Source organism: Citreimonas sp., from assembly GCF_042096055.1.
GTDB lineage: Bacteria > Pseudomonadota > Alphaproteobacteria > Rhodobacterales > Rhodobacteraceae > Citreimonas.
This window is the reverse complement of the sequence record NZ_JBELMH010000001.1, coordinates 93,727-105,172: the sequence shown is the minus strand read 5'-3', so window position 1 is coordinate 105,172 and position 11,446 is coordinate 93,727. Positions and strand designations below refer to the sequence as shown.

At 71.4% G+C, this 11,446-nt stretch carries 12 protein-coding genes; 7 read left to right on the top strand and 5 right to left on the bottom strand.

The window, feature by feature from the left end; genetic code table 11:
- Positions 1–268 precede the first annotated feature (268 nt).
- On the bottom strand, positions 269–832 hold the full coding sequence (gene frr, locus ACFDTC_RS00485; RefSeq protein ID WP_375256890.1) for a ribosome recycling factor: 564 nt from the start codon (positions 830–832) through the stop codon (positions 269–271).
- Positions 833–1,034: 202 nt separating this feature from the next.
- Between frr and ACFDTC_RS00480 the strand changes: the two genes are divergently transcribed.
- On the top strand, positions 1,035–2,033 hold the full coding sequence (locus ACFDTC_RS00480) for a helix-turn-helix domain-containing protein (RefSeq protein ID WP_375256889.1): 999 nt from the start codon (positions 1,035–1,037) through the stop codon (positions 2,031–2,033).
- A 23-nt stretch (positions 2,034–2,056) separates the two neighbouring features.
- Here the strand turns inward: ACFDTC_RS00480 and pyrH are convergent, their stop codons facing one another.
- Positions 2,057–2,800: a UMP kinase gene (gene pyrH / locus ACFDTC_RS00475; RefSeq protein ID WP_375256888.1), complete on the bottom strand. Its 744-nt coding sequence runs from the start codon at positions 2,798–2,800 to the stop codon at positions 2,057–2,059.
- Between the two features lie 102 nt (positions 2,801–2,902).
- Here pyrH and miaA point away from each other — a divergent pair, with 102 nt between their 5' ends.
- Both miaA and ACFDTC_RS00465 read left to right on the top strand, forming a co-directional pair.
- Positions 2,903–3,802: a tRNA (adenosine(37)-N6)-dimethylallyltransferase MiaA gene (miaA, locus tag ACFDTC_RS00470; RefSeq protein WP_375256984.1), complete on the top strand. Its 900-nt coding sequence runs from the start codon at positions 2,903–2,905 to the stop codon at positions 3,800–3,802.
- Positions 3,803–3,916: 114 nt separating this feature from the next.
- Positions 3,917–5,587 carry an ABC transporter substrate-binding protein gene (locus ACFDTC_RS00465; protein WP_375256887.1) on the top strand — a complete coding sequence of 557 codons (1,671 nt, stop codon included), beginning with the start codon at positions 3,917–3,919 and terminating at the stop codon, positions 5,585–5,587.
- Here ACFDTC_RS00465 and ACFDTC_RS00460 read toward each other — a convergent pair.
- The gene (locus ACFDTC_RS00460; RefSeq protein ID WP_375256983.1) at positions 5,584–6,144 is read right to left on the bottom strand and encodes a lytic transglycosylase domain-containing protein; all 561 of its coding nucleotides are present in this window, start codon (positions 6,142–6,144) and stop codon (positions 5,584–5,586) included. The two genes, ACFDTC_RS00465 and ACFDTC_RS00460, sit on opposite strands and share 4 nt — an antisense overlap.
- A gap of 282 nt (positions 6,145–6,426) precedes the next feature.
- On the opposite strand from ACFDTC_RS00460, the gene ssb reads away from it, so the two are divergent.
- Positions 6,427–6,954, top strand: coding sequence for a single-stranded DNA-binding protein (gene ssb / locus ACFDTC_RS00455; RefSeq protein WP_375256886.1), 528 nt, complete (start codon positions 6,427–6,429; stop codon positions 6,952–6,954).
- A gap of 66 nt (positions 6,955–7,020) precedes the next feature.
- Here ssb and aroB read toward each other — a convergent pair whose 3' ends face one another.
- Positions 7,021–8,130 (bottom strand): 3-dehydroquinate synthase, encoded by a 1,110-nt coding sequence (aroB, locus tag ACFDTC_RS00450; RefSeq protein WP_375256885.1) that lies wholly within the window; start codon positions 8,128–8,130, stop codon positions 7,021–7,023.
- 19 nt (positions 8,131–8,149) lie between these two features.
- A complete protein-coding gene (locus ACFDTC_RS00445) occupies positions 8,150–8,722 on the bottom strand; it encodes a shikimate kinase (RefSeq protein WP_375256884.1) in 573 nt (190 codons plus the stop codon).
- A 113-nt stretch (positions 8,723–8,835) separates the two neighbouring features.
- On the opposite strand from ACFDTC_RS00445, the gene ACFDTC_RS00440 reads away from it, so the two are divergent.
- The 3 genes from ACFDTC_RS00440 to ACFDTC_RS00430 are packed head-to-tail and all read left to right on the top strand — an operon-like array spanning position 8,836 to position 11,403.
- Complete coding sequence (locus ACFDTC_RS00440) at positions 8,836–8,985, top strand: hypothetical protein (protein ID WP_375256883.1); 150 nt, start codon at positions 8,836–8,838, stop codon at positions 8,983–8,985.
- A complete protein-coding gene (locus tag ACFDTC_RS00435) occupies positions 8,975–10,468 on the top strand; it encodes a hypothetical protein (RefSeq protein ID WP_375256882.1) in 1,494 nt (497 codons plus the stop codon). Before ACFDTC_RS00440 ends, ACFDTC_RS00435 begins: the two co-directional genes overlap by 11 nt.
- Positions 10,465–11,403, top strand: a complete 939-nt coding sequence (locus ACFDTC_RS00430) for a tyrosine recombinase (RefSeq protein ID WP_375256881.1) — start codon at positions 10,465–10,467, stop codon at positions 11,401–11,403. Before ACFDTC_RS00435 ends, ACFDTC_RS00430 begins: the two co-directional genes overlap by 4 nt.
- Positions 11,404–11,446 lie beyond the last annotated feature (43 nt).

The window sequence follows — 11,446 nt, the reverse complement described above, 5'->3', positions numbered from 1 at the left end:
CTTGCATTCGGCACGCCTGCGACAATAACGCCCCCCCTCGCCGGCTGCTACCGGGCAATGCGGCGAAATCGGGCGGTCGTGGCATGGCGACCCGTGCGGGTCTTCCGCCTGCGGCGCGGCGGGGCGGTCGAAACCGGTGTCCCACGGTGGGGCACCCAGGCGCCCCAACGATTTCAATGACTTCCAGAGACGGATTCATCCTTCGTTAGGAAACGCCGCCGCAAGCGGGCCTGCGGGCGCCCCGCGCGGGGGCGCCGATGCGGGCGTATCAGACCTGCATGATCTCGGCCTGCTTGCCCTCGAGCGCCTCGTCGATCTTCTTGATGTAGGCGTCGGTCAGCTGCTGCACCTCGGTCTCCCAGAACTTCTGGTCGTCCTCGGACATGCCGTCGGACTTGGCCTTCTTGATCTGGTCCATGCCGTCGCGGCGGATGTTGCGGATCGAGACGCGTCCATGCTCGGCGTACTGGCCGGCGACCTTGGTCAGCTCGCGGCGGCGTTCCTCGTTGAGCTCGGGGATCGGCAGCATGATGATCGTGCCGTTCATCTGCGGGTTGATCCCCAGGCCGCTTTCGCGGATCGCCTTCTCGACCTTGTTGACGAGGCCCTTGTCCCAGACGTTGATCGTGACCATGCGCGGTTCGGGCACGTTGACCGTGCCCACCTGGTTGATCGGCGTCATCTGGCCGTAGGCCTCGACCTGCACGGGCTCGAGCATCGAGGCCGAGGCCCGCCCGGTGCGCAGGCTGGCGAATTCGGTGCGCAGGTTCGCCATGGCGCCATCCATGCGCCGTTTCAGATCGTCGGTATCCAGTTCGAACTCTTCGGACATTGTGTTCCCGCCTGTTGCAGCCATTTGGGCGCCTATTAGCGCAGGTGACGCGGCCTTGACCAGAGGCGGGGCGGTTTTCGCGACCCCTTGCCGGCGCGCGGCATGCGCGAAACGACCTGTTTCGCGCGCGCGTTTACCGCCCCTTCACCGGGTTCGCGGATGATGGGCGCGAACTGGGAAAGCCTGCATCGAAGGGGTGGACATGCAGATCGCGATGATCCTGTGCGAGGCGTTTCCGATGCTCGACCATGCGCTGACGGCCGCACTGGTGCGCAGCGTCAGGCGCGCGGCGGGCGACGGGGCGGCGGTGCTGGTCACCGATACCGTGACCGGTGCGCCGGTCCTGTCCGCCGACGGCGTCGCGGTGGCGCCGGATGCGGAGGCCGCGGCGCTGGCCTCGGCCGACCTGCTGCTGATCGCGGGCGGGCCGGACGCGGCGCTCTACATGCCGATGCGGCTGCGCGACGCGCTGCGGCTGGCGGCGGCGCGCGGCGCCACGCTGGGAGGGCTGGGCCACGGCGCGCACGTGCTGTCGGCGCTGGGGTATCTCGACGGGCACCGCGCGGTGCTGCCGCCCGCGCCAGAACCACTGGGTCCGTTTCCGCCGCCCCGGCCGATCACGCACGAGGACGCGGATTTCGTGCATGACGGCGCGCGGCTGACCTGTCGCGGCGGGCTGGCCACGGGGGCGGCGCTGCTGGACTGGGTCGCCGGGCGCAGCGCGCCGGCGCTGGCGCATGCCGCCGCGCGCGGGCTGCATGCCGAGGGATTGCTGCCGGCCTGCGAGCGCGGCGCCCTGCCCGCCCCCGAGGACGGCGTGGCGACCCCGCCGGGCGATCCGCTGATCGCGCGGATGAAGGCGATCATGGGCGCCCATATCGCCGAGCCGCTGAGCCTGACCGAGATCGCGCGCCTGCTGGGGCTTAGCCCGAAGCAGCTGCGCAGCCGCTGCCAGCGGATCGAGGGTGCGTCGCCCGCGCGGGTCTACGTGGCGCTGCGGCTGGACCATGCCCGCCTGCTGGTCGAGCGCACGATGCGCCCGATCGCGGACATCGCGGGCGCCGCCGGCTTCGAATCGCCGTCGTCCTTCACGCGCAGCTTCCGCGAGCAATACGCGCTGTCGCCGCGCGACCTGCGCGCGGGCGCGCTGTTCGGCCCGGCGCGGGCGCAAGCGGCGGAAACCGGCGCGCAGCCCGCCTGAGGGCCGCGCGCGGACCCAACGGCCTAGCCGTGCACCCGCGTGTAGGTGCCCCGGCCGGCCAGGATGCCCTTGAAGCCGCCCGGTTCGTCCAGCGAGAAGACGATGATCGGCAGGCTGTTGTCGCGCGCCAGCGCGATCGCCGAGGCGTCCATCACCTTGAGGTTCTTCTGCAGGCAATCGTCGTAGCTGACGGTGTCGTAGCGGACCGCGTCGGCGTGCTTCATCGGGTCCTTGTCGTAGACGCCGTCCACCTTCGTGCCCTTGAAGATCGCCTCGCAGGCCATCTCGTTCGCGCGCAGGGTCGCGGCGGTGTCGGTGGTGAAGTACGGGTTGCCGGTGCCGGCGGCGAAGATGCAGACGCGCTTCTTTTCCAGATGGCGCACGGCGCGGCGGCGGATATAGGGCTCGGCCACCTCGTCCATGCGGATGGCGCTGATCACGCGGGTGAAGACGCCGAGGCCTTCCAGCGCGGATTGCATCGCCAGCGCGTTCATCACGGTGGCGAGCATGCCCATGTAGTCGGCTGTGGTGCGCTCCATCCCCTGGGCCGAGCCGGCGAGGCCGCGGAAGATGTTGCCGCCGCCGATGACCATGCAGATCTCGACGCCCAGTTCGTGCACGCTCTGGACCTCGCGGGCGATGCGCTGGACGGTCGGCGGGTGCAGGCCGAAGCCCTGGTCGCCCATGAGCGCCTCGCCGGAAATCTTGAGCAGGACGCGCCTGTAGGTCGTCTCCTTCTGGGGCTCTTGGCTGGGCTGGGCGGTCATGCCGTCACTCCGTTTTTGGGCGGGCTGGGATCGCGGCCCTGTTTGTCGTAAATCCCGGGGCGCTGCAATGGCGGGATGCCCGCCGCCGACCCCGAGGAACGCATGGCGCCATCAGATCCCGTGAAACGCCTGCTGGACGGGCTGGATGCCGACCGGCCGGTGCTGATCGCGGGGCCGACGGCCAGCGGCAAGTCGGCGCTGGCGCTGGCGATCGCCGAGGCGCAGGGCGGCACGATCGTCAACGCCGACGCGATCCAGGTGTTCGACGACTGGCGGGTGCTGACGGCGCGGCCCTCGGCGGCGGACGAATCGCGGGCGCCGCATGCGCTTTACGGACACGTGCCCGGCGACGTCGCCTATTCCGTGGGCGACTGGCTGCGCGAGGTGTCGCCGCTGTTGGCTGCGGGCCGGGTGATCGTGACGGGCGGCACGGGGCTGTATTTCCGCGCGCTGACCGAGGGGCTGGCCGAGATCCCGCCCACGCCCGCGGCGGTGCGCGCCGAGGCCGAGGATCGGCTGGCCCGCGACGGGCTGGGTGCGCTGGTCGCGGCACTTGACGCACGGACGCGCGGCGGGATCGACCTGATGAACCCGCGCCGCGTGATGCGCGCCTGGGAGGTGCTGACCGCGACGGGGCGCGGGCTGACTGAGTGGCAGGCCGACACGCCGCCGCCGCTGCTGCCGCTGGACCGCGCGCAGCCGCTGCTGGTCGAGGCGCCGCCCGACTGGCTGAACGCGCGCATCGCCGGCCGTTTCCGCGCGATGGTCGAGGGCGGCGCGCTGGACGAGGCGCGCGCCAACCGCCCCGCCTGGTCGCCCGACCGTCCCTCGGCCAAGGCGATCGGCGCGGCGGAACTGATGGCGTATCTCGACGGCGCGCTGTCGCTGGACGAGGCCGTCGAGCGCGGCACGATCCTGACGCGGCAATTCGCCAAGCGGCAGCGCACGTGGTTCCGCGCGCGCATGGGCGGTTGGCGACCTGTGGATGCGCGGGCGCTATAGCAGGCTGATCCCTTCGTGAACGAAAACCGGCCTTTGTCGCACGATCGCGGCAATCCGCCCGTTGACGCCCCGCCGCGAAGGGCGTTGCATGAAGCCCCGATCGCCGGAGCATGCATGACACCTCGCCGCCCATCCCCGGTCCACCCCGCCGCGCGCGCCTGCGCCGCCGACCTGGCCGCCGGCCGGCTGAGCCGGCGCGAATTCCTGTCGCAGGCCACCGCGCTGGGCATGACGACCGCCGCGGCCTGCGCGCTGGCGGGCTTGCCGGCGCCGGCGCGCGCGCAACAGGCGGGGCCTACGGGCGGCATGATCCGGCTGCAATGCGACGTGCGCGACCACCGCGATCCGCGCACCTACGACTGGCCGCAGATGGCCTATGTCACCCACGGCACGCTGGAATACCTGGTCGAGTACAACTCGGACGGGTCGTTCCACGGGATGCTGCTGTCGCACTGGGACGCCTCGGACGACGCGATGGAATACGTCCTGCACGTGCGCCCCGGCGTCACGTGGTCGAACGGCGAGCCCTTTACGGCCTCGGACGTGGCACGCAACATCGAGCGGTGGTGCGACGTCTCGGTGCAAGGCAACTCGATGGCCGCGCGCATGGCCTCGCTGATCGACCTGGCGACCGGGCGCGCGGCAGACGGCGCGATCGCGGTGCTCGACGACGCCACCGTCCGCCTGCGGCCGACGCGGTCGGACATCACGCTGATCCCCGGAATGGCGGATTATCCCGCCGCGATCGTTCATGCGGATTACGACCCCGACGATGCGCTTTCCGCCCTGATCGGCACCGGCCCGATGCGCGTCACCACGCACCTGCCGGGCGAGCGCGCCGTGCTGGAGAAGACCGAGCATCCCTGGTGGGGCTACGACGCCCTGCCCTTCGGAGGCTGGCACCTCGACCGGCTGGAGCTGGTCGATCTCGGCACCGACCCGCGCAATTGGGTCGCCGCGGCGGCGGCGGGCGAGGTCGACGTGCTCTACGAGACGATCGGCGGCCAGGTGGACGAGATGGACGCGCTGGGGTGGAAGAAATCCGCGATCGACAGCGGCTCGACCGTGGTGGTGCGGGCGAACCAGCAAGCCGAGGACGGCAGCGGGCGCCGGCCCTATGCCGACATGCGCGTACGGCGCGCGCTGACCATGGCGGTCGACAACGCGATCTGCCTGGAACTGGGCGTGCACGGACGCGGCATCCCGGCCGAGAACTGCCACGTGGGCCCGATGCATCCCGAATACGACGGATCGGTCACGCGCCTGCCCTACGATCCGCGGCAGGCGCGCGCGATCATGGTGCAGGCCGGCATGTCGGACTATGACCACGTGCTGATCTCGGTCGACGACGACCTGCGCCGGCCGACCGCCGACGCGGTGGCGGTGCAACTGCGCGACGCGGGCCTGATCGTGTCGAGGCGTATCCTGCCCCGCGCCATGTACTGGGAGGGCTGGACGCAGTTCCCGTTCAGCACGACCGACTGGAACCACCGGCCGCTGGGCACGCAGGTGCTGTCGCTGGCCTACCGCTCGGGCGCGGCCTGGAACGAGACGGGGTTCGCGGACCCCGCCTTCGACGCGCTTCTGAACGAGGCGAACGGGATCCTGTCGGCGGACGCGCGGCGCGTGCTGATGGGCCGGCTGCAGACGATCCTGATCGAACAGGGCGTGGTGATCCAGCCGTTCTGGCGTGCGCTGTTCCGGCACGCGGCGCCGCACGTGATCGATGCGGACCAGCACATCGCCTACCTGCCGCGCGCCTACAAGTGGCGCGTCGCGGGCTAGCTGCCCCAGATCGCCTTCACGTAGCCCAGCGTCTCGCGGTAGGGCGGCACGCCGCCGTGCTTCTCGACCGCGCCGGGGCCGGCATTGTAGGCCGCCAGCGCCAGCCGCCACGAGCCGAACTTCTCGTGCATCATCCGCAGGTACCGCGCCCCGCCTTCGAGGTTGTCGAGCGGGTCGTGCGGATCGACGCCCAGCAGGCGCGCGGTGCCGGGCATCAGCTGCGCCAGACCGATCGCGCCCTTGTGCGACAACGCCTTGGGATTGAAGCGCGATTCCTGCTGGACGAGGCGCAGGAATAGGTCCTCGGGGATGCCGTGGCGGCGCGCGGCGTCACGGGCGAGGCCGGCGTATTCGCCGTTATAGGCGCCGCGGTATTTCGGCACCGTGCCGTCGAGCGCGCCGTACTTGGTGGGCGTGACCACGCTGGGCGGCTGCAGGCGGATCGAGCTCTTGTATTGCTCGGCCGCGCGATCGTCGAGGACCGAGGTCTTGCTGGCGAAGAGGCCCTGGCGCGACTTGGTCGACACGATGTCGGCGAAGGCATGCGTCGCGGCCATCGTCAGCCCGAGGCCGAGGATCAGCGCCGGCGCGGCGCGCAGGTATGGCGTGGTCGCACGCGGTCTGGATGCAGTCGGTCGCATGGCGGTCCCCCCGGTCCGTTATGAGAACGTCTTTTGCGCGCATGCTACGCACTTTTCGCCAGAGCGCGAGTCCTTCGTGTCGCAGCGTCGCTTTCGGGCGATGCGCCGCCGGATCGGCCGTCGCGCCCTTATCTCCGCCGCGCGCGTGATGTAGTTTGTCGCCAACGAAGCCAGGACAGAGATTCGCAAGGGGGCAGAATGGCCGGATCCGTGAACAAGGTGATCATCGTGGGCAACCTGGGGCGCGACCCCGAGGTCCGCACGTTCCAGGACGGCGGCAAGCTGTGCAACCTGCGCATCGCCACCTCCGAGCAGTGGAAGGACCGCAGCACAGGCGAGCGCCGCGAGCGCACCGAGTGGCACAACGTGGTGCTGCGCGGCGACGGGCTGGTGCGCGTGGCCGAGCAGTACCTGAAGAAGGGCAGCAAGGTCTATGTCGAGGGCAGCCTGCAGACCCGCAAGTGGCAGGACCAGTCCGGCCAGGACCGTTATTCGACCGACATCGTGGTCGCCGGCGTGGGCGGCACGCTGACCATGCTGGACGGCCGCGGCGAAGGCGGCGGCGGTGGCGGTGGTGCTGGTGGCCAGGGTGGCGGCTATGGCGGCGGCGGCGATTACGGCGGCGGCTACGACGACCCCGGCTATGGCGGCGGCAGCAGCGGTGGCGGTGGTGGCGGCGGTTCGCGCGCACCGTCGCGCGATCTGGACGACGAGATCCCGTTCTAGGCCGTCAGGTCGATTAATGCATGATGAGGGGCCGTCCGGGCATACCGGGCAGCCTTTTTCGTGCGATCAGGCCCTCAGCGCGTCCGCCAACACGGCGCGCACGGTGTCGCCCGGCACGTCCGAGGCGACGAAGGCCCGCCCGATCCCGCGCGCGAGGACAAAGCGCAGCCGGCCGTCGATCACCTTCTTGTCCTGCCCCATCAGGTCAAGCAGCCCCTCGGCATCGGGCAGCGCGCCCGGGATGTCCGACAGGGTCGCCTTCATGCCCATGGCGCGCAGATGCGCGGCCAGGCGCGACGGGTCCTCTTGCGAACAGAGGCCGAGGCGCGCGGACAGGTCGAACGCCAGCGTGCAGCCGATGGCCACGCCCTCGCCGTGCAGCAGACGGTCGGAATAGCCGGTCGCGGCCTCGAGCGCGTGGCCGAAGGTGTGGCCGAGGTTCAGCAGCGCGCGGTCGCCCTGCTCGGTCTCGTCGCGCAGCACGATCTCGGCCTTCATCTCGACCGACCGACGCACCGCATGGGCGCGGGCGGCCGCGTCGCCGCGCGCAAGCGCCGGGCCGTTATCCTCGAGCCAGGCGAAGAAGTCGGCGTCGCCCAGCAGGCCGTATTTCACCACCTCGCCGTATCCCGCCAGCAGGTCGCGCGGCGGCAGCGTGTCCAGCACGGCCGTGTCGGCCAGCACCAGCGCGGGCTGGTGGAAGGCGCCGACCAGGTTCTTGCCGTGGCGCGTGTTGATGCCGGTCTTGCCGCCGACCGAGCTGTCGACCTGCGCCAGAAGCGAGGTCGGCAGCTGCACGAAGCGCACGCCGCGCCGCAGGATGGCGGCGGCGAAGCCCACGAGGTCGCCGATCACGCCACCGCCCAGCGCGATCACCACGTCGCGCCGCTCGACCCGCTGGTCCAGCAGCCATTCGGTGCAGGCCTGAAGCTGCGCCCAGCTTTTCGTGGCCTCGCCGGCGGGCAGCCGCAGCGCCTCGGAGGCGATGTCCTCTGCCGTAAACGCAGACTGCAACGCGTCGAGATGCGCCGCCGCCACCGTCTGATCGGTCACGATCGCCACGCGCGGGCGGGCGAGGAGCGGCGCGATCTCGGCGCCGGCGCACGCGATCAGGCCGGGGCCGATGCGCACGTCGTAGGCGCGGCCGGGCAACGGGACGGGAACGGTGTGGATCATGCGTGTGCCTTCGGCTGGGTCATGCGCGCTCTTTCAGCACGTCGGGACGGTGCGCCAGCAGCCCGCGCGTCACCCGCGCGGCCATCTTGTCCAGCGACAGGTTCTGTTCGGATTTCACCGTGACGTCGGCCAGCGCGTAGACCGGCACCCGGTCGCGGTAGAGCGCGGCGAGCGAGGCGCGCGGATCGGCGGTGCGCAGCAGCGGGCGCGTCTGCTTGTGGCGCACGCGCGCCCACAGCAGGTCGAGCCCCGCGTCGAGCCACACCGACACGCCGTGGGCCGAGATCATGGCGCGGTTCTCGGCCGACAGGAACGCGCCGCCGCCGGTCGACAGGATCGACGGCTCGCCCTCGAGCAGGCGGGCGATGACCTGGCTTTCCTTGCGGCGGAAGAACGGCTCGCCGTCGCGGGCGAAGATCTCGGCGATCGAGCGGTCGGCGGCCTGCTCGATCTCGGCGTCCGAATCGCGGAAGGGCACGCCGAGCTGTGCGGCGAGGGTGCGGCCCACGGCGGTCTTGCCGGCCCCCATCATGCCCACCAGCACCACGGTCTTGAGCAGGATCGGTCCCTCGCGCGTGCCCAGGTCGCCCATCGCCGGTCGGCTGTCCTTCGCCCATTCGTCATTTAAGTTGCGTGAATGCCGTGTAAGGAACAAAAAGGCCAGTTATAAGAAGAAAAAATCCAGGGCAGGAAAGACGGGTACGCATGGGTCGCTTCATCAAATGGCTGTTCTATCTGCTAATCCTCTGCTTGGTCGTGCTGGTGGCGTATGCCTATCTCGGCCCGTGGTTCGGTGCCGATTTCAGCCCGCCGCAATCCGAAGTCCGCGTGCCTGTCGAGCTCGATGACCGCTAGGAAGACCACGGGCCTCGCGCTGGCGCTGCTGGCCTTCGCCGCACCGCTTGGCGCGCAACAGGATCAGCCCCCGGTCACCGGCGGGGCCGAGGTGCCGCGGGTCGACAGCGCGCCGCTGGGCGCGCAGGGCGTGGGATCCGCGGGCCTGCTGCCACCCTCGGTCACCGGCTTTCCCAACACGCTCTGGCAGGGCTCGGACCCGGGGCGCGTCGCGCGGCTGATCGAGCGGACCGAGCCGGCGGTTCCGGCGCTGCAATCGCTGATGCGCACGCTGATGCTCGCCGAGGCCGCACCACCCTCGCCGCAGGCGGACGTGGCGCATCTGGGCGCGCGGCTGGACTGGCTGATCGCCGACGGCGCAGTGGACGAGGCGCTGGCCGTGCTGGAGATCGTCGGCACGAACGAGCCCGAGCTCTTCGCGCGCTGGTCGGACCTGACGATGCTGCTGGGCCGGATCGAGGCGCCCTGCCGGACGCTGTCGGCGCGCCCGGCACTCAGCGACGATCTGGGCCTGCGGGTATTCTGCATCGCGCGCGGCGGCGACTGGAGCCGGGCCGCGCTGATCCTGGGCAGCGCCGGGCAGATCGGCGCCCTGCCCGCGCGCCGCGTCGACCTGCTCGAACGCTACCTCGACCCCGAGATCCACGAATCCCGCGGGCCGCTGCTGCCGCCGGTGCGCCCCACCCCGCTGGAATTCCGCCTGTTCGAGGCGATCGGAGAGCCGCTGCCCACGGCGCCGCTGCCGCTGCCCTTCGCGGTGCTGGACATGACCGGCGACATGGGCTGGCGCGCGCAGATCGTCGCCGCCGAACGGCTGGCGCGCGCCGGCGCGCTGACCGCCAACCGCCTGCTGGGCATCTACACCGCGCGGCAGCCCGCCGCCTCGGGCGGGGTGTGGGACCGCGTCGAGGCGTTCCAGGCGCTGGACCGCGCGCTGGCCAGCGACGTGCCCGGCGCGGTCGGCCCGGCGCTGGAGAAGGCCTGGCCACAGATGGCGAGCGCGGGGCTGCTCGTGCCGTTTTCGACGCTTTTCGCGCGCCAATTGTCCGAATTGCCATTGGAAGGCCGCGCCGCCGACATGGCCGAGCGCGCCGCCCTGCTGTCGCCGGGCTATCGCAGCCTGGCCGAGGGCATGCGCGCCCGCAACGCCGAGACCGCCTTCCTGAAGGCGATCGCGGGTGCGGCGCCCGAGGACTACGACCTGGCCAGCGCCGAGGTCCCCGACCTGCCCCATGCCGAGGCCGTCGCCGCCGCCTTCACGCACGACGCGGCGATGCCCGACGCGCTGGCGCAGGCGCTGGCCGAAACCTCGCTGGGCGAGACGCTGCTGCGCGCGATCGACCTCTTCTCGGACGGGATGGCGGGCAACCCGCAAAGCCTGACCGACGCGCTGGCGACGCTGCGCGCCGTCGGCCTGCAGGACACCGCGCGGCGCGCGGCGCTGCAGGCGATGCTGCTTGACGCCGAGCGGGCGCGGCGATGAGCGCACGCTGGATCGAACCCTTCCTCGAGGCGATCGCCGCCGAGCGCGGCGCGGCCGCCAACACGCTGGCGGCCTATGCCCGCGACCTGCGGCTGGCGGCCGAGTGGCTGGCCGACCGGGGCGCGGATTTCGCCACCGCCGACCGGGACACCATCGAGGCCTACCTGATCGCCTGCGACGCGGACGGGCTGTCGCGCGCCACGCGGGCACGGCGGCTGTCGGCGATCAAGCAGCTCTACCGCTTCGCCTTCGAGGAAGGCCTGCGCGACGACAACCCGGCGGTGCAGATCGCCGGGCCGGGCCGCGACCGGCGCCTGCCCAAAAGCCTGTCGGTGCCCGATGTCGACCGCCTGCTGGACGCCGCCGCAGCGCATGGCCGCAGCCCGGCCGAGCGCGCGCGCAACGCCTGCCTGATGCAGGTGCTCTACGCCACGGGCATGCGCGTGTCGGAACTGGTCTCGCTGCCCGCCTCGGCCGCGCGGGGCGATCCGCGCATGCTGCTGGTGCGCGGCAAGGGCGGCAAGGAGCGCATGGTGCCGCTGTCGCCGCCCGCGCGTGCCGCGCTGGCCGAGTGGCTGGCGCTGCGCGACGCCGACCAGGACGTGGCGCGCATCGCCGGACGGCCGCAATCGCAGTGGCTGTTCCCGTCGCACGGTCGCTCGGGGCACCTGACGCGGCACGGCTTCTACCTGCTGATCAAGGCCTTCGCCGTCGAGGCGGGCGTGTCGCCCGAGGCGGTGACGCCGCACACGCTGCGCCACGCCTTCGCGACGCACCTGCTGGAGAACGGCGCCGACCTGCGCTCGATCCAGACGCTGCTGGGGCATGCGGACCTGGCGACGACCGAGATCTACACCCACGTGCTCGAGGCGCGTCTGCGCGACCTGGTGCTGCAGCATCATCCGCTGGCCCGCGCCGAGGCGGACCTTGATTGACGCGCCCGGGCAACCCATAACCGGCACGACATCAAACAGGTCG